The organism is Ectothiorhodospira shaposhnikovii (assembly GCF_022227765.1).
Lineage (GTDB): Bacteria > Pseudomonadota > Gammaproteobacteria > Ectothiorhodospirales > Ectothiorhodospiraceae > Ectothiorhodospira.
This window is the reverse complement of the sequence record NZ_JAJMLZ010000007.1, coordinates 62,005-83,711: the sequence shown is the minus strand read 5'-3', so window position 1 is coordinate 83,711 and position 21,707 is coordinate 62,005. Positions and strand designations below refer to the sequence as shown.

Genomic DNA, 21,707 nt, shown 5'->3' with positions numbered 1-21,707 from the left:
GATCACCTCGGGGTGGACATTGGGGCGGCAGGATCCCGACGGCGATGCTGCCGCCAGGCGATCAGGCCCAGCAGGGCCAGGGCGGGCAGGTAGAACCATTCGGGAGCCGGCCGGCTGGCGGGTACCATCACTTCGGTGATCTGCCAGCCGGGTTCCAGTCCCAGGCGTTCCGCCGGGCTGCCGAAGGCGACGAAACTGATACTCACTTGATCACCGAAGGCCATGATGCCCAGGCCGGCTTGGCGCAGGCGCTGGGTTGCCGGGGCCGGTTCGCCCAGCGGCAGCATCACGGCCCGGGTCACTTCCCGACCGTCCAGATCCATGCCTTCCACCCGTAGCCGCAGTTGTCCCCCGCCCGCGGTGGCCTCGGCCACCGCCTGGATCTCGGCGGCGGGCAGGTGGTCATAGCGGGGGTGGATGCGATCCATGAGCAGGTTGGGGGCAAACATCACCAGGGCCGCCGCCAGCAGGAGTGCGGATTCGTGCAGGCGGCTGCGGGTCAGGAACCAGCCCTGGGTGGCGGCGGCGAACATCAGGATGCCGGTGAGCGCGCCCATGAAGGTGATCACCAGTTGCCAGAGACTGTCCACGCCGATGAGCAGGAGTTGGGTGTTGAACACGAACAAAAAGGGCAGGGTCACGGTCCGCAGGCTGTAGATGAAGGCCTGCACCCCGGTACGGATCGGGTCGGCGCGGGAGACCGCGGCGGCGGCGAAGGAGGCCAGGCCCACCGGCGGGGTGACGTCGGCCATGATGCCGAAATAGAACACGAACAGGTGGGCGGCGATCAGCGGGATCAGCAGGCCGTGCATGGAGCCCAGTTCCACGATCACCGGGGCCATCAGGGTGGCGACGATGATGTAATTGGCGGTGGTGGGCAGACCCAGGCCCAGCACCAGGCAGATGACGGCGGTGAGCAGCAGCATGAGCATCAGGTTGCCGCCGGAGAGGAATTCCACCAGGTCGGTCATGGCCAGGCCGATGCCGGTCATGGCCACGGTGCCGACGATGATCCCGGCGGCGGCGGTGGCCACGCCGATGCCCACCATGTTGCGGGCGCCCTGCACCATGCCGTCGGCCAGGTCCTTGAAACCCCGCAGGAAGGCATTGTCCTGTCGGCGCCCGAACAGCACCATCAGCGGCCGCTGGGTCACCATGATGAAGATCATGAACACCACCGCCCAGAACGCCGACAGGCCGGGGGAGAGCCGTTCCACCACCAGACACCACACCAGCACCACCACCGGCAGCAGGTAGTGCAGTCCCGCCTGCAGGGTGGGTCCGGGATCCGGCAGTTCCAGATGTCCTTCGTCCACCATGTGGGGCTCCGGTACCCGGCAGGCGATCCAGAGCAGACCCAGGTAGGCGGCCATCACCAGCGTGCCGATCACCCATGTGGAAGCGTCGCCGGTGACGGTCTTGATCCAGCCCAGGCCGTAGTAGGTGACGCCGGCCAGGATGAACAGCCCCGAGACGGTCAGGCCGAAACCGAGCAGGCGGCGCTGCCAGGTGCTTTCATGGCGCCTGGGCAGTCCTTCCATGCCGGCCTTCATGGCTTCCAGGTGAACGATATAGAACAGGGCGATGTAAGCGATCACCGCCGGCAGGAAGGCGTGCTTGACCACCTCCACGTAGGGGATGCCCACGTATTCCACCATGAGAAAGGCGGCGGCCCCCATGACCGGCGGCATGAGCTGTCCGTTGACCGAACTGCTCACTTCCACCGCCCCGGCCTTGTGGGCGGGGAAGCCCACCCGTTTCATGAGGGGCACGGTGAAGGTGCCGGTGGTGACCACGTTGGCGATGGAAGAACCGGACACCACGCCGGTCATGCCGGAGGCCACCACGGCGGCCTTGGCCGGGCCACCCCGCAGGTGGCCCAGCAGGGCGAAGGCCACGCGAATGAAATAGCCGCCGGCACCGGCTTTTTCCAGCAGGGCACCGAACAGCACAAACAGGAAGACGAAGCTGGTGGAGACCCCCAGGGCAATGCCGAAGACCCCTTCGTTGGAAAGCCATTGCTGGGACATGGCGCGGGCGAAGGACGCCCCCCGGTGGGCGATCATGTCGGGCATCCAGGGGCCGGCGAAGGTGTAGAGCAGGAATACCAGGGCAATGATCATCAGGGCCGGCCCCAGCACCCGGCGGGTGGCTTCCAGCAGCAAAGCCATGCCGCAGCCGGCGATGGCCAGGTCCAGGGGAGTGGGTGCGCCGGGGCGCTGTGCCAGTTCCTGGTGGAACAGGAACAGGTAGGCGGCGCAGAAGGCGGCGATGCCCCCCAGTAGCCAGTCGGCTACCGGCACGCGCTCGGCCGGGGCGGGGCGCAGGGACGGCCAGGCGGCCAGCAGGACGGCGCCGCCGGTGGCGGCGAAGACCCAGGCCCTGGGGATGTCCTGGATGAACTGGTACAGGGCCAGGCCGAACAGGCCGGCGGCCAGCAGCAGGAAGAAGATGCCCGCCAGGGGGCGATGCCTGGCCATGGGGCTGACGGCGGGGAAGGCGATGAAGGCGAGGAAGACGGCGAAGGCCAGGTGGATGGACCGGGCCTGGGTTTCGGAGACGACGAAAACGTCGAACCAGAAGGGCAGGGGTGAGGCGATCCAGATCTGGAACAGCGACCAGGCCAGGGCGGTGACATAGAGCAGCGCCCGGACCGGTGGTCCGGGTTTGCGACCGCCGGTTTCCACCTGACCGGCCAGGTCGATGCTGGAAGTGTCCGGGTTGTTCACGGGTATTTTGTCCGGTCAGCGCCTGAAATAGCCCCCTCCCCTTGCGGGAGAGGGGTTGGGGTGAGGGGAGCGTCTTGGCGGGGAGAAGGGGGGATAGGGAAGGTCTCAGTCCATCAGCCCCGCTTCCCGGTAATACCGCCTGGCCCCCTCATGCAGCGGCGCCGACAGGCCTTGACTCACCATGGCCTCTTTCTCCAGTACGCCGAAGGCCGGGTGCATGCCCTTGAAGGTGTCGAAGTTTTCAAACACCGCCCGGGTCACATGATAGATGGCAGACTCCGAACTGCGGGTGGAGGAGACCAGGGTGGCGCCCACGCCGAAGGTCTCCACGTCCTCGTCCTGCCCCGGATACATCCCCGCCGGGATGGTGGCGCTGAAGTAGTAGGGGGTGTCCTCCACCAGACGATCAATCACCTCGCCACTGACCGGCACCAGGCGTGCGTTGCAGGTGACGATGGGCTCCTGGATGGCCGCCGACGGGTGACCCACCGTGAACAGCACCACGTCGATCCGGTTGTCGCACAAGGCCTGTCCCTGCTCCCGGGACGGCAGTTCCGAGGCGAGGGCGAAATCCTGCATCGTCCAGCCGTAATGCTGCATCAGCATTTCCACCGTGCCCCGCTGCCCGGACCCCGGATTACCCACATTGACCCGCTTGCCCTTGATGTCTTCGAAATGCCGGATATCGCTGTCCGCCCGCACCAGCACCGTGAATGGCTCTGGGTGCAGGGACATGACGGCCCGCAGGCTCTCGTCCGGCCCGGCTTCCTCGAAACGCTCGGAACCATGATAGGCATGGTACTGCCAGTCCGACTGCACCACCCCAAGGTCCATCTCGCCGGCACGGATGGAGTTGAGGTTGAACACCGAACCACCAGTGCTCTGGGCTCGGCAGCGCAGGCCATGGCTGTCCTGGTCCCGGTTGACCAGCCGGCAGATGTGCTGGCCGGTGGGATAATAGACACCGGTGACGCCGCCGGTGCCGATAGTGATGAAACGCTGGTCGGCCGCGGCGGGCAGGGCCGCGAGGCCGGCCAGTACCGCGGTCAAGGCCATTCCTGTCATGTGCTTGCGCATGGGTTTTTCTCCTGAAGGCAGCTGTGAACCTGACTCCTGTTCATGGGTTTTTTGCGTGCGTGGAAAGGCAAAATCCAGTAACATTCAAGCCTTTTTCGAACGCCTGATCAATCGCTTTGCGGGGAGTAACCCGAAATGTTTTCCAGCAACATGAGTATCGCCGGCTATGACGATGAGCTTTGGCAGGCCATCGAGTCCGAGTCCCGTCGTCAGGAAGAGCATATCGAGCTGATCGCCTCGGAGAACTATGCCAGCCCCCGGGTGATGCAGGCCCAGGGCTCGGTACTCACCAACAAGTATGCCGAAGGATACCCCGGCAAGCGCTACTATGGTGGCTGTGAATACGTGGATACGGCCGAACAGCTGGCTATCGACCGCGCTAAGACCCTGTTCGGTGCCGACTACGTCAACGTCCAGCCCCATTCCGGCTCCCAGGCCAATGCCGCCGTCTACATGGCCCTGCTCAACCCCGGTGATACGGTGCTGGGCATGAGCCTGGCCCATGGCGGCCATCTTACCCACGGCGCCAAGGTCAACTTCTCCGGCAAGATCTACCACTCGGTGCTCTACGGCATCGACGATCAGGGCTACATCGACTACGACCAGGTGGAAGCCCTGGCGGTGGAACACAAGCCGAAGATGATCGTGGCCGGTTTCTCCGCCTATTCCCGGGTGGTGGACTGGCAACGCTTCCGTGACATCGCCGACAAGGTGGGTGCCTACCTGATGGTGGACATGGCCCACGTGGCCGGTCTGGTGGCCGGCGGGGTCTATTCCAATCCGGTGCAGATCGCCGATGTGACCACTTCCACCACCCACAAGACCCTGCGCGGTCCCCGCGGCGGCATCATCCTGGCCCGGAGCAATCCGGAGCTGGAAAAGAAATTCAATTCCCTGGTCTTCCCCGGCACTCAGGGTGGTCCGCTGATGCACGCCATCGCCGGCAAGGCCGTGGCCTTCAAGGAAGCCCTGGAGCCCGGCTTCAAGGCCTATCAGCAGCAGGTGGTGGCCAATGCCCGCGTGATGGCGGCCGAGCTCATGGCCCGGGGCTACAAGGTGGTTTCCGGCGGTACCGACAACCACCTGTTCCTGGTGGACCTGATCGACAAGGGCATTACCGGCAAGGACGCGGACGCGGCACTGGGTCGGGCCAACATCACCGTGAACAAGAACTCGGTGCCCAACGATCCCCAGTCCCCCTTCGTCACCAGCGGTCTGCGCATCGGCACCCCGGCCATCACCACCCGCGGCTTCAAGGAGGCCGAGTGCAAGGCGCTGGCCCAGTGGATCTGCGACGTGCTGGACGATCTGGACAACCAGGCCGTGATCGACCAGGTCAAGGCCCGGGTGCTGGATGTCTGCGCCCGTTTCCCGGTGTATGGTCGCTGAGGCCGCATCGGGGCAGCCCGGGATGATGTCACCATGAAATGCCCTTTCTGCGGCGCCCCCGATACCCGCGTGGTGGATTCCCGCCTCGCGGGCGAGGGGGATCAGGTCCGGCGGCGCCGGGAGTGTGTCTCCTGCGGCGAACGCTTCACCACCTTCGAAGGGGCGGAGCTGAATTTGCCGCGGGTGATCAAGCGCGACGGTAGCCGAGAGCCCTTTGCCGAAGCCAAGTTGCGGGCGGGCATGATGCATGCGCTGGAAAAGCGCCCGGTGGCCACGGACCAGATCGAGGCCGCGGTGGCACGGATCAAGCATCAGGCCCTGAGTCAGGGGGAGCGGGAGATTCCGGCCAAGCGTATCGGCGACTGGGTGATGGAAGCCCTCAAGGAACTGGACCAGGTGGCCTACATCCGTTTTGCCTCGGTCTATCTGAGTTTTGCCGATGTCCAGGCGTTCCGCGAGATGGTGGAGCGCCTGGAGCGGGAACCGCCACCGGACGGCGGTGGTTCGACCGCCTGACCGATGGTCATGGCGCCGTTTACCAGCCGGGATCATCGGCTCATGGGGCGGGCCCTGCAACTGGCTCGCCGCGGGCTTTACACCACCGATCCCAATCCCCGGGTGGGGTGTGTGGTGGCCCGGGATGGTCATGTGCTGGGGGAGGGCTTTCATGTGCGGGCCGGCGAACCCCATGCGGAGGTCCTGGCCCTGGCCCATGCCGGCGAGGCGGCCCGGGGCGCCACGGCCTATGTGACCCTGGAACCTTGCAGCCATCATGGCCGAACCCCGCCGTGTGTGGATGCCTTGCTCCGGGCCGGCGTGGGGCGGGTGGTGGCGGCCATGACCGACCCCAACCCCCTGGTGGCCGGTCGGGGACTGGAACGGCTGCGGGAGGCGGGCGTGGCGGTGGCCGTGGGCCTGATGGAATCGGAGGCACGCGCCCTCAACCCCGGCTTCGTCAGCCGGATGGAGCGGGGGCGACCCTGGGTCCGGGTCAAGCTGGCGGCCAGTCTGGACGGTCGTACCGCCATGGCCTCCGGCGAGAGCCGCTGGATCACCGGCGAGGCGGCGCGGCGGGATGTACAGTTTCTGCGGGCCCGTGCCTCCGCCATCCTGACCGGGATGGGTACGGTGCGGGCCGATGATCCCCGCCTGGATGTCCGCCTGTCGGCCGAGGCCCTGGACGTGGACGGACCGGTGCGCCAGCCCTTGCGGGTGGTGCTGGACCGGGAGGGCCGGCTGACCGCCGGCGCCCGCCTGTTTCAGACCGAGGGTCCGGTGCTGGTCTTGACCGACCCCGAGGCGCTGGCCCGTCAAACCCGGGATCTGGCCGATGTCAACGCCTGGGTCGAGGCCGTGACCGTCTCCCGGGGGCACCTGGATCTGCCCGCCGTGATGAACGTGCTGGCCCGGCATCAGGTCAATGAACTGCATGTGGAGGCCGGGCCGGTCTTGTGTGGTGCCCTGCTCGGGGCCGGTCTGGTGGATGAACTGGTGATCTACCTGGCACCCCATCTGATGGGCGCCACGGCACGGGGGCTGTTCGACCTGCCCCTGGGGCGAATGGCGGATCGCGTGGCACTGGACATCAGCGACATGCGGGCCGTGGGCAGGGACTGGCGAATCACGGCCCGTGTCGTCGGTCCGGGCGCGGGGGACGAGGGTCGCTGATCGACCCGCCCCGGCGCAATCGACAATTATCAACCCGAGATCCCGACATGTTCACAGGTATCATTCAGGCCGTCGGCACCCTGTCCGCTGTTGAGGCCCGGGGCGGAGACAGCCGCCTGACCCTGGGTACCGGCAAGTTGGACCTGTCCGATGTGAGACTGGGCGACAGCATTGCCGTCAACGGTGTGTGTCTGACCGCCGTGGCCCTGCCCGGCGACGGCTTCGTCGCCGACGTCTCCCGCGAGACCCTGTCCAGAACCTCTCTGGGGAATCTCTCGCCCGGTGACCCGGTGAACCTGGAGAAGGCGCTGACTCTGTCCACGCCCCTGGGCGGCCATCTGGTCAGCGGCCATGTGGATGGCCTGGGCCGAATTACCGCCATCGAGCCCGATGGCCGCTCCTGGCGCTATCATGTGCAGGTGCCGGACGAACTGGCCCGTTACATCGCGCCCAAGGGATCGGTGTGCATCGACGGCACCAGCCTGACCGTGAATACGGTGGATGGGGCACGGTTCAGCGTCAATATCGTCCCCCACACCCAGCAGGAGACCATCATCCGGACCTATCGGGTGGGTACCGGGGTGAACATCGAGGTGGACGTGATTGCCCGTTACCTGGAGCGTCTGCTGCTGGGAGACGGGGCCGCCCGCTCCGGCAGTGCCATCAGCGAGGCCTTTCTGGCCGAGCACGGCTTTCTGAAATAAGCTCGGTGCCTTTGCACGATGTGATCTCGAATCAGGGGGGGATGACCCATGATGGAATGGCTGGATGATACCCTGCTGCAGGCGGGGAACTGGGTGCGTGGCCATGTGGGCCAGATTGCATTGGCCTTCGTGGCCACGGTGCTGGTGATCTACGGCAACGATATCAATCGCGTGGTGAAGATGATCCTGCGCGCCTATCATCGTCTGGTCCGTCTGCTGGGCTTCGTCCTCATGTGTGCCTTCGGCTACGGCGCCCTGACCGTCTTCCTCACCCCCATGCTGGCCGATGCCATGCTCATGGTGGACACCCGATGGCTGGCCCCCATGGTGGTGGGTGCCTTCCTGTTGCTGGGCTTTCTGGCCGAGCGCAAGCATCAGATGTGATCCGACCCGGTCGGATTTCCACTCCAAACCCCAGCCGGCGATTGCCCATGTCATTCAATACCACGGAAGAAATCATCGAAGACCTGCGTCAGGGTCGGATGGTGATCATCGTCGATGACGAGGACCGGGAAAACGAGGGCGATCTGCTCATGATCGCCTCCCTGACCCGGCCCGAAGACATCAATTTCATGGCCCGCTTCGGGCGTGGCCTTATCTGCCTGACCCTGACCCGGGAACGCTGTCGTCAGCTCAAGCTGCCGCTGATGGTGGGGGATACCAACGACAAGCATGCCACCAACTTCACCGTCTCCATCGAGGCGGCGGAAGGGGTGACCACCGGGATTTCCGCCTACGATCGCGCCCATACGGTGCGTACCGCGGTGGCGCCCAATGCGCGCCCCGAGGACCTGGTCCAGCCCGGACACATCTTTCCACTCATGGCGCAGCCGGGTGGGGTGCTGGTGCGGGCCGGACATACCGAGGCCGGTTGCGACTATGCCCGTCTGGCGGGGTTCGAGCCGGCGGCGGTGATCGTCGAGATCCTCAACGAGGACGGCTCCATGGCCCGGCGTCCGGACCTGGAGCGCTTTGCCGCCGAGCATGACCTGAAGATGGGCACCATCGAGGACCTGATCCGTTACCGCATCGAGAACGAGCGCAGCGTGGAACGAGTGGCGGAAAGCCCGTTTCCCACCGAGTTCGGCGAGTTTCGCCTCATCGCCTATGAGGATACGGTGGACAAGGCCCTGCACTTTGCCCTGGTCAAGGGCGAGGTGGACGGTGAGACACCCACCCTGGTGCGTGTCCATCTGGGAGGTGGCCTGTGCGATACCCTGGCCTATCGCGGCCCCAACTGCGGCTGGCCGTTGCGGGCGGCGCTGGCGCGCATCGAGGCGGAAGGGGCCGGGGTGGCGGTGGTCATTCACAAGCCGGAAAGTCCCCGGGAAATGGTCCGTCGCCTGCGGGAGATGGCCCTGCGCAGCCGCCAGCCCAGCCCACCGGTCCAGGATGAGCAGGAACCGGCCGAGTTGCGCACCCACGGCATCGGTGCCCAGATTCTCAAGGACCTGGGCATCAGCAAGATGCGCCTGCTGTCCTCCCCCAAACGCTTCCATGGGCTCGGTGGTTTCGGGCTCGAAGTGGTCGAATACGTCAACGACTAAGTCAAGAGTGATCCCATGCATTCAGCCATCCAGACCCATGAAGGGACCTTCACCGACCTCTCCGACGTGCGCGTCGGCCTGGTCTTGTCCCGCTTCAACGCCTTCATCGTCGAGCGCCTGCTGGAAGGGGCCGAGGACGCCCTGCTGCGTCACGGCGTGCCGGCCGCGAACCTGACCGTGGCCCGGGTGCCCGGTGCCTACGAACTGCCCCTGGCGGTCAAGGTGATGGCCGATTCCGGCAAGTACGACGCCATCATCGCCCTGGGCTGCGTGATCCGCGGTTCCACCCCTCATTTCGACTATGTGGCGGGCGAGGCCACCAAGGGCCTGGCTCAGATTCAGCTGGAATACAGTCTGCCCATCTCCTTCGGCGTGCTGACCACGGACACCATCGAGCAGGCCATCGAGCGCGCCGGCACCAAGGCCGGCAACAAGGGCGCCGATGCCGCCCTGGGCGCCTTGGAAATGGTCAGCCTGATCAGGTCGCTTCGAGCATGAACCAGCCCCATTCCACGGACCACCGTCGCCTGACCCACGCCCGGCGCCATGCCCGGCGTCTGGTCATGCAGGCCCTGTATCAGTGGCAGCTGACCGGCTACCACCCCAAGGACATCCTGGCCCAATTCAAGGAAGATCCCGAGATGGAAAAGGCGGACTGGGAATACTTCCGCATGATCCTGTTGGGGGTGACCGAACAGGTGAAGGCCGTCGACGCCCTGGTGGAACCCCATCTGGACCGCCCCATGGAACAGGTGGACCCGGTGGAGCGGGCCATCCTGCGTCTGTCCGCCTATGAACTGCAGCATTGCCCCGAGGTGCCCTACAAGGTGGCCATCAGCGAGGCGGTGGCCCTGGCCAGGAAATTCGGCGCGGAGCAGGGACACCGCTTCGTCAACGGGGTCATCGACAAGGTGGCGGCCCAGGTGTCGATCCGCTAGTGTCTGCCCGTGAAGGAGTTTGACCTGATCCGTCGTCATTTCACCCAGGCTCCCAGGCATCCGGACGTGATCCTGGGGGTGGGGGATGACGCGGCCCTGTTGCGGGTGCCGCCGGGTCATGAGCTGGTGGTATCGGTGGATACCCTGATTCGGGGCGTTCACTTTCCCGCGCAGACGCCCCCGTCCGCCGTGGGCCACAAGGCCCTGGCGGTGAACCTGAGCGATCTGGCCGCCATGGGCGCCATGCCCCGCTGGATCACCTTGGCCCTGACCCTGCCGGATCAGGACCCGGACTGGCTCGGAGCCTTTGCCCGGGGCCTGCTGGACCTGGCCCGGCAGCACGGGGTGGAACTGGTGGGCGGGGATACCACCCGTGGTCCCTTGTCCATCACGGTGCAGATCATGGGGGTGGCGCCGGTGGGGGCCGCCCTGCGACGTCGGGGTGCCCGCCCGGGAGATCGCATCATGGTCACGGGCACGCCGGGGGATGCGGCGCTGGCGTTGCAGCGGATGCTGGCCGGGCAGGCCCTGGATCCCGACGATCCGCTGCGCCGGCGCCTGGATCGGCCCACGCCCCGGGTGGCGGCCGGATTGGCCCTGCGCGGTCTGGCCTCGGCCTGCATCGACATCTCCGACGGGCTGTGTCAGGACCTGGGTCATGTCCTGACGGCCTCCGGGGTCGGGGCGACCCTGCGCACATCCGACCTGCCCCTGTCGGCCGCCTTTCTGGCCCACATGCCCGCCGAGGGGATTGACTGGTCCCTGCCCCTGGCGGGAGGCGATGACTACGAACTCCTGTTCACGGTACCTCCCGAGAGGGTGCCCCGGGTCCATGAGCGTCTGGCGGGCACGGGCTGCCCGGTGACCGAGATCGGTGAGATCGAGGCCGAATCGGGGCTACGGGTGCTGGATCCGGCCGGTGACCGGCTGTCGCTGGATCGGGGCGGCTATGACCATTTTCAGATCGCGGAGTCCTCATGAGCCCATCCAAGCCCGCCCCCATCCCCCCGCGCCGGGTTCTCACGGACCCGGTGCATTTTCTGGCCTTCGGCTTCGGCAGCGGCCTGTCGCCCAAGGCCCCGGGCACGGCGGGCACGGTGGCCGCCATACCCCTGTATCTACTGTTGTCCGGCCTGCCGCTGTGGGGCTACCTGCTGGCCACCCTGATCGTGATCGGCGTCGGTGTCTGGCTCTGCGGCGAGAGCTCACGGCGTCTTGGGGTCCATGACCATCCCGGCATCGTCTGGGATGAGTTCGCCGGTTTTTTGGTCACCATGATCGCCGCGCCGGCGGGCTGGATCTGGGTGCTGGTGGGTTTCGTACTGTTCCGGATCTTCGACGTGCTCAAGCCCTGGCCCATCGGGTGGCTTGACCGGCGGGTGGAAGGCGGTTTTGGCATCATGGTGGATGACCTGTTGGCGGGGGTCTATGCTCTGGTGGTGCTGCAGCTACTGGCCTTTGCCTTCACCGCCCCATGAGAACCCGCCATCTCCCCCGGCTGACCCTGCTTTCGGTGCTCCTGGCCGCTCCCGCCGCCGCCGTGGACATTCATTTGATGGGGGTCTTTTCCGATCGCGCCGTGATGGCCCTGGACGGGCAGCGTCAGGTGTTGCGGGTGGGGGAGACGTCCGAAGCCGGGGTGCGCCTGATCAGCACCGACAGTCGCAGCGGGACCGTGCTCATCGAACTGGAGGGGCGTCAGCGTCAGATCGGCATCGACGGCCGCGTCGGCGGGGAATTCCAACCTCGGGCCATCAGCCAGGCGCGGATCTATCGGGGCAGTTCGGGCGGCTTCACCACGCCCGGCGCCATCAACGGCCATGCCGTCACCTTTCTGGTGGACACCGGCGCCTCGGCCATTGCCCTGAGTGCCGTGGAAGCCCGTCGTCTGGGGCTCGACTACACCCGGGGGGCTCAGGTTCGGGTGCAGACGGCTTCGGGCACCGAATGGGGGCACCGCATTCATCTGGACCGGGTGCGGGTGGGCGGGATCGAACAGCGCAATGTCCCGGCCTTCGTGCTGCCGGGAAATCAGCCCGGCATGGCCCTGCTGGGCATGAGTTTTCTGGACCAGGTGGACATGCGTAACGAAGGTGGGGCGCTGATACTGGAACAACGCTTCTGACCCAGTGCTTGTTCAGCGGTTCACCCATCGCTCATGCACCGCCAGCAAGGCGGGGATCACCACCAGGACCAGCACCGTGGCCACCGCCAGACCGAAGACGATGGATACCGCCATGGGGATCAGGAACTGGGCCTGCACCGAACGCTCGAACAACAGCGGCACCAGTCCCGCGATGGTGGTGAACGAGGTCAGAAGCACCGCACGCAGGCGCTGGCAGGAGGCCTCCACGATGGCCGCGTCCTGGGCCAGGCCTTCCTCGCGCAGGGACTGATAGAAACTCACCAGGATGATGGAGTTGTTCACCACGATACCGGTCAGGCCGAACAGCCCGAACAGGGACAGGATGGTCATTTCCATGCCCAGGAGCCAGTGCCCGGCCAGGGCGCCCAGCAGGCCGAAGGGGATGATGGCCATGACCACCAGCGGCCAGCCGTAGGATCCGAACACCCAGGCCAGGGTGAGATAGATCAGCGCCAGGGCAAAGATCAGACCCATGCGCATGTCCGCCAGGGTTTCCGCCTGGTCCGCTGCCCGGCCTTCGAAGGACCACGTCACCCCATGACGTTCGGCCAGCGCGGGAAGTACGTCGGCCGCCAGCTGTTCGCGGACCCGGCCGGCATTGTTCACCGCCCGGTCCACTTCGGCGGATACGGAAATGGCCAGCCGGCCATCGGCCCGGCGCAGGGTTTCGAAGCCCTGGCGCGGCTGGAACTCGGCCACCGTGTCCAGGGGGGCCATGCCCCCGCCCGGCAGGATCACCGTGAAGCGCTCCAGGGTGACGCCGTGGTGACGCTCGTCGTCGGGCAGGATCACGCGCACCTCCACTTCTTCCAGACCCTCTTGAAAGATCTGTGCCAACGCCCCGTCGAAGGCGTGACGCAGCTGACGACCGAGGGATTCCGTGGTCAGTCCCAGGGCCAGGCCCTCGGGTCGGAGCCGGTAGATGAGCTGCTCCCGGCCATAGGGCATGTTGTCTTCCACCGCAAACACGCCGGGAAAGTCGTTGAGTGTCTCGGCCAGTTCCAGCCCGGCCGCCTTGAGCCGTTCCGGGTCCGCCCCGGTCAGGCGGATATCCACGTCCCGTCCCGGTGGGCCGGCCTGGCGTTCCGTGATGCTGAACAGCTCGATCCCCGGTGGCATCTGGATGCGTGACTGCCATTCCCGGATGAATCGGGTATTGCGCACGTCCCGCTGGTCCGGGGAGACCAGTTCCACCAGGATGGCGCCGAACTGGTCTCCCCGGGGCGCCTGTACCGGCCCGCCGGTGTCCACGCCCCGGCCCAGGGAGACCACCACGTTGCGGATCAGGTTGCCGCCCAACTCGGATTCGGTGTCATGGAGGGTGGACTCCACATGTTCCAGGAACCGTTCCACCCGTTCCGGCGGGGTCCCGGCGACGAAGTGGGCGGCGGCCGTGACCACGGTGCCTTCGGGAGCGGGAAAGAAGGTGAAACCGATGCGACCACCCACCAGCAGGCCCATGGCCAGGATCAGGACCGCCACCGCGCCCGCCAGGGTGATGCCGGCATGTTCCACCGAATGGGTGACCAGTCGCCGGAAGGGGCCTTCCCGGAAGGCATCGAAGCGCTTGTCGAAGCGGTCGCGGAACGAGCCGGGGCGGGGTGGCCTGACCTTTTCCAGGCTGTTCTTGAGGTGAAAGGGCAGCACCAGGAAGCTGATCAGCAGGGTGGCCAGGATGACACAGATCACCACCAGGGGGATGTCGAAGAGGATGTTGCCGATGATGCCGCCGATGAGCATCAGCGGCAGGAAGGCGGCCACGGTGGTGAGCGAGGCGGAGATCACCGGGGCAATCATGCGCTGGGCACCGCGCTGGGCCGCCTGGGCCGCGTTCATGCCCCGTTGGTACTGGGTGTAGGCATGTTCACTGACCACGATGGCATTGTCGACGATGATGCCCAGGGACATGATGAAGCCGAACAGGGACATCATGTTGATGCTGCCGCCCAGGGCCCAGAGGGCGAGGAAGGCGGCGGTGAAGGAGACGGGGATGCTCAGGGCCACCCGCAGGGCCAGGCGGCCGTTGAGGAACAGGAACAGGATCGCCAGTACCAGGATCAGACCGCCGGCCCCGTTCTTGAGCAGCAGGCCGATGCGTTCCACCAGGGGTTCGTAGAACTGGTCATAAACATGGATCTGTACTCCCGGCGGCAGCGTCTCTTTTGCCTCGTCCAGCCAGCCCAGCAGGATGCCGGAGGCGTCCAGGGCATCATCCCGTTCCGCCCGTTGCAGGGACATTTCCACCGCGGGTTCGCCCTGATAGCGCACCAGCACCTGATTGTCCCGGATCCTGCGCTCGATCCGGGCCACATCCCCCAGCAGGATCAGGCCCCCTTCGGCGTCGCTGCGCAGGGGCAGGCGGGCAAAGGCTATTTCCTCCCGACCCTGTTCCAGGCTGCGCAGCTGCCGGGCGCTGTCGTCCCGGCCCACCATCCCCGCGGGCAGATCAAGGGAGAGACCGGCGATCCGCTCGCCCACCTGACCCAGGGTCATGCCCAGATCCAGCAGTCGGGCGGTGGGAATCTGGATGGCCATCTCCTCTTCCGGCAGGCCGGAAAAGTCGATGCGGGCAATCCCCTGGTCCAGCAACTGACGCTCGAACTCCCGTACCAGGGGGCGCAGTTCACGCAGATCGGGCCCGCTGACGAGTAGCCGGGCGATGGGCTCGTAGCGGATGATGCGGTTGACAATGGGTGTCTCGGCGGCCTCCGGCAGGTTGCGTTGCTGGGCCACCACGTCCTTGACCTGGTCCGTGGCCAGGGTCATGTCGGTGCCGGCCTGGAACTCCAGAGTGATGGAGGCGATGCCCAGGGCCGAGGTGGAGGTGAGGCTGCGCAGACCGTCCACGGTGCGCAGTTCCTGTTCCAGGGGAATGGTGATGCCGGTTTCCACGTCTTCCGCGCTGGCGCCGGTCCAGGCCACCTGCACGGTGACGAAATCCAGGGCGAAGTTGGGGAAGAACTGGGTGTTGAGCTTGAGCAGCGCCCAGGAGCCGGAAAGCAGCATCAGGGCCACCAGCAGGTTGGCCGCCACCGGATGCCGCAGGAAGAAGGGGATCACACCACGGGAACGGGCCATGGATCAGTCTGCCTCCGCGCTGACCCGCAGGCCGTCGATGGCATTGGGCAGCCGGGTGGTGATGATCCGGTCACCCGCTCGCAGGGCCTCGCCGGATACCAGGATGCGTTCGCGACCGTCCTCGTCCACCCATTCGCCCACCCGTCTCACTGCAAGGCCCTGCATGCGTCCGTCTTCCAGGCGGTAGATGCGATCCAGCCCGTACAGGGCCTCGAAGGGCAGGGCCACCACGTGCTCTCTTGGTGGCAGGGAGAGGCGCAGGCTGACGAAGCGTCCCAGGGGGACGTCCCGGGTATCCGAGACGATCCGGAACAGCCCTTCCACGCCGGCACTGCCGGCCCCGGTTTCACCGGCCAGACGGCTCAGTTCAAGGGTCAGGGGCAGGCCATCCACCCGGGCCTGGGCAACGGGCGGGGATGCCATGTCGAGGGCCTGGCGCACCGCCGGCAGATGGACGGCGGGGATGGGGGCGCGCACCTCCAGGGCCTGGGTATCGAACAGGGTCACCAGGGCGTCGCCCACCCGCACCCGGTCCCCGGGGGCGACATTGACGCGGGCGATGCGGCCGTCGAAGGGGGCGCGGACATGGCTGCGTTCCAGATCCAGAGCGGCCTGGGCCAGCTGGGCCTCGGCCCGACGGATGCGTGCCCGCAGCTGTTCCCGGCGAGCGTCGTAATCATCCAGGGCCAGCTGCCGGTTGGCCACGGCCAGGGCCTGCTGCTCCCGGTTTCGCTGGGCCTCTTCCAGGGTGGCGGGGGAACCCAGGTTGCGATTGAGCAGATCCTGGGCCCGGTTCACGGCCCGTTCCGCCAGCGCCAGCAGGGTGCGTTCCCGGTCCAATGCCTCCCGATCCCGGGCGTGGCTTCGTTCCAGGGCCCGCAGCTGTGCCCGCAGGTCATCCAGATCCGCCTGCCGTTGCCGGACCAGCAGTTCCAGTTCCCGGTCGTCCAGGATCACCAGGGTGTCTCCGGCTTGGACCTGGCGACCTTCCTCCACCGGCACCCGGGCCACGTCCGCTTCCACCGCGGCGCGCAGGCCGGCCGCCCGGGGCGAGGTGACATGGCCGTGGAGCGTGACCTGGGGAGGAAGGGTCCGGGGCGTGATCTCTTCGGCCGTCACCCGCCACACCCGCTCCGCCACCTGCCGGGGCGGTTCGGAAGGCCGGGTGATCAGCAGCAGGACGAACCCGCCGATACCGATGGCCAGCAGGATCAGGGGCAGCAAGCGCTTGATGCGGGGAGGCAGGGGCATGGGCGGTCGAGGGCTGAGGTGAACCGGCATTGTAGCCGGGTTGAGGAGGTAATTCAGTGTTTGCTTATTTTTGGGTCTTTGGGCCGGACGTTACCGGGTTCGGGGAAAGAACACCGGCATGCCTTCCACCTCGCCGGTGACCAGGGCCTGTCCGTAGAGGCGTTCCAGGGCGTTGGGCACCAGCATCTCCCGGGTGGTTCCCCAGCAGGCCTCGCCGCCGGGGTACATGAGCAGCAGGTGATCGCAGTAGCGGGCGGCCAGGTTGACGTCGTGCAGGGTGAGGACGGCGCTGCGTCCCTCGGCCACGGCACGGCGGACGATGTCCAGTACCGCCACCTGATGGTGCAGATCCAGATGGTTGGTGGGCTCGTCCAGCAGGAAGATGCGCGGGTCCTGGGTGAGGGCGGTGGCAATGGCCAGGCGCTGGCGCTCGCCGCCGGAGAGGGTGGCGATGAGACGGGTTTCCATACCGGCCAGATCCACCTGCCGCAGGGCCTTGAGGGCCGCCTGATGGTCTTCGGCCGACTCCATCTCCCAGGGACGCAGGTAGGGATGACGGCCGATCAGGGCCGTTTCCAGCACCGTGGCCGGAAACCCGTCCTGATGATCCTGGAAGACCATGCCCAGCAGGCGGGCGACGCGGCGGCGGGGCAGTTGCCCCAGGGGCTGGCCCTGGAGCCGGATGGTGCCCCGGCGGGGCGGTCGCAGACCGGCCAGGGTATGCAACAGGGTGCTCTTGCCGGCCCCGTTGGGGCCCAGGATGCCCCAGCACTGACCGGCCCGGATGTCCAGGTTCAGGGGGGCGCCGTCGCCCCGGCCGGGGATGTCCACCACCAGGTCCATGAGGGTCAGCAGGGGCGCGGGGGCTGGCTGAAGAAGTCGGGAGTCGCTCATCTCAACGGCTGCGGTAGAGCAGGTACAGGAACACCGGGACGCCCAGCATGGCGGTGATCACGCCTACCGGCAACTGCTGGGGGGCGATCAGGGTCCGCGCCAGGGTGTCCGCCAGGGTGAGCAGGATGCCGCCGGCCAGGGCCGAGGCCGGCAGGATCAGGCGCTGGTCATTGCCCAGCACCAGACGCAGCATGTGCGGCACGATCAGACCCACGAAACCCACGCTGCCCGCCATGGTGACCGCCGTTGCCGTGACCAGGGCCGCCACCCCGTAGAGGGTCCATTCCAGGGGGCGCACGGCAACACCCAGGGCTGCCGCCTGCAGCGGTCCCCGGGCCAGTACGTTGAGACTGCGCCCCAGGGGCATGGCCACCAGCACGACGACCACCAGCACGATCCAGGCCGGCCAGGGGCTGTGGGCATGGGACAGATCCCCCATCAGCCAGTAGAGCATCCCCGGTAGTTCGGTGGTGGGGCTGATCGCCAGCAGGAAGCTGATGAAGGCACCCCAGCCCGCCGCCACCACCACCCCGGTCAGCAGCAGACGGGTGGGTGTCCAGCTCCCGGTGCCGTGGGCCAGGCCGAAGACGATGAGGGTGGACAACAGGGCGCCGGCAAAGGCCGCCCCCGATACCATGGCCATGCCCAGGCCCGCCAGCATGGACAGCAACGCCCCCACCGCCGCGCCGCCGGACAGCCCCAGCACATAGGGGTCCGCCAGGGGGTTGCGCAGCAGTACCTGCATCAGCGCCCCGGCCACCGCCAGCAGGCCGCCGGTGGCAAAGGCCGCCAGGGCGCGGGGCAGGCGCAGTTCCAGGATCAGGGTCCGGTGCAGCGGCTCGCCGCCGCCGGTGAGCACGGCCAGGGTCTCGGTGGGCGTCAGCGGCACGCTGCCCAGGGCCACGGCGATGCCCAGGGACAGGCCGGCGGCCCCCAGCAGGATCGGCAGCACCAGGGCCGGTCGGCTCACTCGGAGGTCTCCGGGCGCCGGTCGCGGGCGGTTTCCAGGGCCTCGCAGACCCATCGGGTGCCTTCCAGAATGCGCGGCGTGGCCCGTTGCAGCAGGGACGGGGGGATGAAGAACAGATTGTCCCGGGCGGTGGCGGTCAGGGTCGGCCAGCGGCGCCACTCCTCGATCCAGTGCGGGCTGTCCTCGCCCATGCCGCCCCCCAGGATCGCTTCCGGATCGGCGGCCAGCACCACTTCCCGATCCAGTCGCGGGACCAGGGCTTCCAGGTCACCGAACAGATTGTGGCCGCCGCAGATTTCGATGGCGCGGGAGACCAGGTGCCGGTCGTTGAGGGTCATGAGGGGGCGGTCCCAGATCTGGTAGAACACCGTCACCCTGGGCCGGTCGCCGTATTGTGCTTCCAACGCCCGCAGATCCCGGCGAAAGTCCTCGGCCGCTGCCCGTCCCTGGGGTGCCCGCCCGGCCAGGGTGCCCAGGCGTTCCAGGGCCAGGGCCAGCTGTTCGAAATCCTGGGGGTCGTTGTAGTAGATGGGAATCCCCAGCCGGGCCAGGCGCTCCACCTGGGCCTGGACGTTGCCGCTGCTCCAGGCCACCACCAGATCCGGTTTCAGGGCCAGGATGGATTCCATGTCCAGTTGCTTGTAGCTGCCGATCCTGGGGATGTCCGCTGCCGCCGCCGGGTAGTCGCTGAAACTCACCGTGCCCACGATCCGGTTGCCGGCATCCACGGCAAACAAAAGCTCGGTGATGTGGGGGGCCAGGCTGATGATGCGCTCGGCCGGCGCGGCGAGGGACACCGTCTGCTGTCGGTCATCGATGACCTGGACCGGCGTCGTCGCGGCGGGGTCGGCCGTGGCCGTGGTCAGCCAGGCGGTGAGGCATAAAATGCCGGATATCATCGGTAAACGGGCTTTTTTTGCGCGCATCGTCGCCTTTCTTGCTGATTGCCGATAGTGGGTGATCAAGTCTTGAAGGCAGGCATCATAGCAGTTGCCGGCGGTCAATCCTGCCGGAAAAAACCCCATTGGCGGTAGCCAATCATGATCCTGTTGCGTATTATCCTGCCTCGCTTCAGGTGCCGGATGCGTGACACACATCCGGTGAAACGGGAAGCCGGTGCGACCATGGCCCAAGGCCATGGACAATGCCGGCGCTGCCCCCGCAACGGTAGGCGAGGTGGGGGGTCCATGGTGTTTCCAGGATCCCCGGCAGGGCGATACAACCACTGCGCGCAAGCGTGGGAAGGTGCCCTGACCAGGTCGTACATGACCCGCCCGCGAGCCCGGAGACCGGCCTGATGCGCTTACGCGGCATTGCGGAGGGCTTTGCGCGGCTCGATATCTTCGGGTTCCCCGGTAGGGAAGTGCCGTTCGTGGTCGTGTGCCAGGACGGGTTTCCCGCGCCCCTGGCTCTCCAGCATGCCGTCCTGATTCAAGACCGCATGGCGCGCGGGCGGCGCGCCGGAGAGTATCCCCATGCACAAGAAGTCCCTGCTGTCGGCCGCGATCCTGCTGGCCCTTCCCCATGCCCTGTCTGCCCAGGAAATGATCGCCCGGCTCGATCCCATCCTGGTGACCCCCACCCGCACGGCCCAGACCGTGGATCAGACCCTGGCGTCCGTGACCGTGATCGAGCGTGAAGAGATCGAGCGGTTGCAGCCGAAGGCGTTCGCGGATCTGTTGGCGGCCCGGGCCGGCATTGCCCTGTCTCAAAATGGTCCCTTCGGCAAGACCACCGGCCTGTTCCTGCGCGGCGCCGCTTCGGATCACACCCTGTTGCTGATCGACGGCGTGCGCATGGGCTCCGCCACCCTGGGCAGTGCCTCCTGGCAGTTTCTGCCCCCGGCGGAGATCGAGCGGGTGGAGATCGTTCGCGGACCCAGAACCAGTCTCTATGGTTCCGATGCCATCGGCGGCGTGATCCAGATCTTTACCCGCGAAGGTGACGGCCCGGCCCGGGTGCGGGCGCACATGGGGGCCGGTTCCTTCAATACCCGGGAATACGGACTTGGGGTTTCCGGCAGCCAGGACCGGACCCGCTACAGCCTCTCCGGCAGTCACTTCGGCACCGATGGCATCGATGTTCAGCGGGGGGTGGGGGATTCCGGTCGGGACGGATTCCACAACAGCAGTGTCTCCGGACGTTTGTCCCACCAGGCTACCGAGGGTCTGGAGCTGTTCGGTTCTTTTCATCACGCCCTTGGGGAGACCGATTATGACTTCGGTGACCCGGCTCGGGACTGGATTGATTTCGTCCATCATGCCTCCCGGATCGGCGTCCGGGGGCAGCTCCACGAGGTTTGGTTCAGTGAACTGAGCGTCAGCCACAGCCGGGATGAGAACGAAACCTTCCAGAATGGGGTGGCCTCGTCACGGATCGATACGACGCGATATCTGTTCGCCTGGCAGAACGACCTCCTGCTGGGGGATCACCTGTTCACGGCAGGGGTGGACTACCAGGACGACAAAGTGAGTGGTTCCACCAATTATGACGAGACCCGGCGGGACAACTGGGGTGTATACGCCCAGCTCCAGCTGGACCTGGGGCGTCATGCCCTGACCGGCAGTCTGCGGCAGGATGACAACGAGGCCTTCGGCAAGGAAACTACCGGGCAGCTGGCCTGGGGCTACCGGATCACCGATGCCTGGCGGGTCCGTGCCAGCGGCGGTACGGCCTTCAAGGCGCCCACCTTCAACGACCTGTACTGGCCCGGTAGTGGCAATCCGGACCTGGCACCGGAATCCTCCGAAACCTATGAACTGGGGCTGCGTCATCAATCCGGTGGTTTTCATGCGGATCTGGCGGTGTTCCAGTCTGACATCGACGATCTGATCGAGTGGGCGCCGGTGCCCGGCAGCTTTTTCTGGCAGCCGCAGAACGTGGAAAAGGCGCGTATCCGTGGCCTGGAACTGGAGACGGGGATGCGTCATGCCCACTGGTCGGCCACCCTGTCCCTGACCTTGCTGGATCATGAGAACCGCCATACCGGTCATGAGCTGCGGCGTCGCCCCAACGAGATCGCGCGTCTGGATCTGGACCGGCGATGGCAGGACTGGTCTTTCGGGACCACCCTCATTGCCGAGGGACGGCGCTACAATGATGCCGCCAACACCGACCGCATCGCCGGTCACGAGTTGGTGCATCTGCGGGCCGCTTATCAGGTGAATCCGGCCTGGACGGTGCGGGCGACCCTGAACAACGTGTTCGACCGTGACTATGCCACAGCCCGTGATAACGCCATTGATTATGAACAGCCGGGTCGGGCATTTTATCTGACCCTCAACTACCAGCAATGAGGGGCCTGCCCGCCCCGCAA

Annotated in this window: 19 protein-coding genes and 1 riboswitch; of the genes, 12 read left to right on the top strand and 7 right to left on the bottom strand. The window is 66.6% G+C overall.

The window, feature by feature from the left end; genetic code table 11:
• Positions 1-2: 2 nt before the first annotated feature.
• The gene (locus LQD11_RS10805; RefSeq protein WP_238617550.1) at positions 3-2,729 is read right to left on the bottom strand and encodes a TRAP transporter permease; all 2,727 of its coding nucleotides are present in this window, start codon (positions 2,727-2,729) and stop codon (positions 3-5) included.
• A 105-nt stretch (positions 2,730-2,834) separates the two neighbouring features.
• Entirely contained in the window at positions 2,835-3,806 is a 972-nt protein-coding gene (locus tag LQD11_RS10800) for a TAXI family TRAP transporter solute-binding subunit (RefSeq protein ID WP_238617549.1), read from the bottom strand.
• 135 nt (positions 3,807-3,941) lie between these two features.
• Between LQD11_RS10800 and glyA the strand changes: the two genes are divergently transcribed.
• From glyA to LQD11_RS10745, 11 genes are read left to right on the top strand one after another with little or no spacing between them, the layout of a single operon-like run.
• On the top strand, positions 3,942-5,195 hold the full coding sequence (glyA, locus tag LQD11_RS10795; protein ID WP_238617548.1) for a serine hydroxymethyltransferase: 1,254 nt from the start codon (positions 3,942-3,944) through the stop codon (positions 5,193-5,195).
• Between the two features lie 33 nt (positions 5,196-5,228).
• The gene (nrdR, locus tag LQD11_RS10790) at positions 5,229-5,711 is read left to right on the top strand and encodes a transcriptional regulator NrdR (RefSeq protein ID WP_238617547.1); all 483 of its coding nucleotides are present in this window, start codon (positions 5,229-5,231) and stop codon (positions 5,709-5,711) included.
• A gap of 9 nt (positions 5,712-5,720) precedes the next feature.
• A complete protein-coding gene (gene ribD / locus LQD11_RS10785) occupies positions 5,721-6,863 on the top strand; it encodes a bifunctional diaminohydroxyphosphoribosylaminopyrimidine deaminase/5-amino-6-(5-phosphoribosylamino)uracil reductase RibD (protein WP_420828265.1) in 1,143 nt (380 codons plus the stop codon).
• Between the two features lie 47 nt (positions 6,864-6,910).
• Positions 6,911-7,567: a riboflavin synthase gene (locus LQD11_RS10780; protein ID WP_238617545.1), complete on the top strand. Its 657-nt coding sequence runs from the start codon at positions 6,911-6,913 to the stop codon at positions 7,565-7,567.
• Positions 7,568-7,615: 48 nt separating this feature from the next.
• A complete protein-coding gene (locus LQD11_RS10775; protein WP_238617544.1) occupies positions 7,616-7,951 on the top strand; it encodes a DUF3392 domain-containing protein in 336 nt (111 codons plus the stop codon).
• Positions 7,952-7,998: 47 nt separating this feature from the next.
• Positions 7,999-9,114 carry a bifunctional 3,4-dihydroxy-2-butanone-4-phosphate synthase/GTP cyclohydrolase II gene (gene ribBA / locus LQD11_RS10770; RefSeq protein WP_238617543.1) on the top strand — a complete coding sequence of 372 codons (1,116 nt, stop codon included), beginning with the start codon at positions 7,999-8,001 and terminating at the stop codon, positions 9,112-9,114.
• Between the two features lie 15 nt (positions 9,115-9,129).
• The gene (gene ribH / locus LQD11_RS10765) at positions 9,130-9,612 is read left to right on the top strand and encodes a 6,7-dimethyl-8-ribityllumazine synthase (RefSeq protein WP_238617542.1); all 483 of its coding nucleotides are present in this window, start codon (positions 9,130-9,132) and stop codon (positions 9,610-9,612) included.
• A complete protein-coding gene (gene nusB / locus LQD11_RS10760; RefSeq protein WP_238617541.1) occupies positions 9,609-10,052 on the top strand; it encodes a transcription antitermination factor NusB in 444 nt (147 codons plus the stop codon). The genes ribH and nusB overlap by 4 nt, the downstream gene beginning before the upstream one ends.
• 9 nt (positions 10,053-10,061) lie before the next feature.
• Positions 10,062-11,033 carry a thiamine-phosphate kinase gene (gene thiL, locus LQD11_RS10755; RefSeq protein WP_238617540.1) on the top strand — a complete coding sequence of 324 codons (972 nt, stop codon included), beginning with the start codon at positions 10,062-10,064 and terminating at the stop codon, positions 11,031-11,033.
• A complete protein-coding gene (locus tag LQD11_RS10750; protein WP_238617539.1) occupies positions 11,030-11,530 on the top strand; it encodes a phosphatidylglycerophosphatase A family protein in 501 nt (166 codons plus the stop codon). Before thiL ends, LQD11_RS10750 begins: the two co-directional genes overlap by 4 nt.
• Entirely contained in the window at positions 11,527-12,177 is a 651-nt protein-coding gene (locus LQD11_RS10745; RefSeq protein ID WP_238617538.1) for a retropepsin-like aspartic protease family protein, read from the top strand. The genes LQD11_RS10750 and LQD11_RS10745 overlap by 4 nt, the downstream gene beginning before the upstream one ends.
• Before the next feature lie 12 nt (positions 12,178-12,189).
• Here the strand turns inward: LQD11_RS10745 and LQD11_RS10740 are convergent, their stop codons facing one another.
• From LQD11_RS10740 to LQD11_RS10720, 5 genes are all read right to left on the bottom strand, one after another.
• Positions 12,190-15,276 carry an efflux RND transporter permease subunit gene (locus LQD11_RS10740; protein WP_238617537.1) on the bottom strand — a complete coding sequence of 1,029 codons (3,087 nt, stop codon included), beginning with the start codon at positions 15,274-15,276 and terminating at the stop codon, positions 12,190-12,192.
• Between the two features lie 3 nt (positions 15,277-15,279).
• The gene (locus tag LQD11_RS10735; protein WP_238617536.1) at positions 15,280-16,527 is read right to left on the bottom strand and encodes an efflux RND transporter periplasmic adaptor subunit; all 1,248 of its coding nucleotides are present in this window, start codon (positions 16,525-16,527) and stop codon (positions 15,280-15,282) included.
• A 90-nt stretch (positions 16,528-16,617) separates the two neighbouring features.
• Entirely contained in the window at positions 16,618-17,421 is an 804-nt protein-coding gene (locus LQD11_RS10730) for an ABC transporter ATP-binding protein (RefSeq protein ID WP_238617535.1), read from the bottom strand.
• 1 nt (position 17,422) lies between these two features.
• The gene (locus tag LQD11_RS10725) at positions 17,423-18,391 is read right to left on the bottom strand and encodes a FecCD family ABC transporter permease (protein WP_238617534.1); all 969 of its coding nucleotides are present in this window, start codon (positions 18,389-18,391) and stop codon (positions 17,423-17,425) included.
• Positions 18,388-19,317: a cobalamin-binding protein gene (locus tag LQD11_RS10720; RefSeq protein WP_238617533.1), complete on the bottom strand. Its 930-nt coding sequence runs from the start codon at positions 19,315-19,317 to the stop codon at positions 18,388-18,390. The genes LQD11_RS10725 and LQD11_RS10720 overlap by 4 nt, the downstream gene beginning before the upstream one ends.
• 130 nt (positions 19,318-19,447) lie before the next feature.
• Positions 19,448-19,703: riboswitch (cobalamin riboswitch) on the top strand.
• 163 nt (positions 19,704-19,866) lie between these two features.
• On the opposite strand from LQD11_RS10720, the gene LQD11_RS10715 reads away from it, so the two are divergent.
• Positions 19,867-21,687, top strand: a complete 1,821-nt coding sequence (locus LQD11_RS10715; protein WP_238617532.1) for a TonB-dependent receptor domain-containing protein — start codon at positions 19,867-19,869, stop codon at positions 21,685-21,687.
• Positions 21,688-21,707 lie beyond the last annotated feature (20 nt).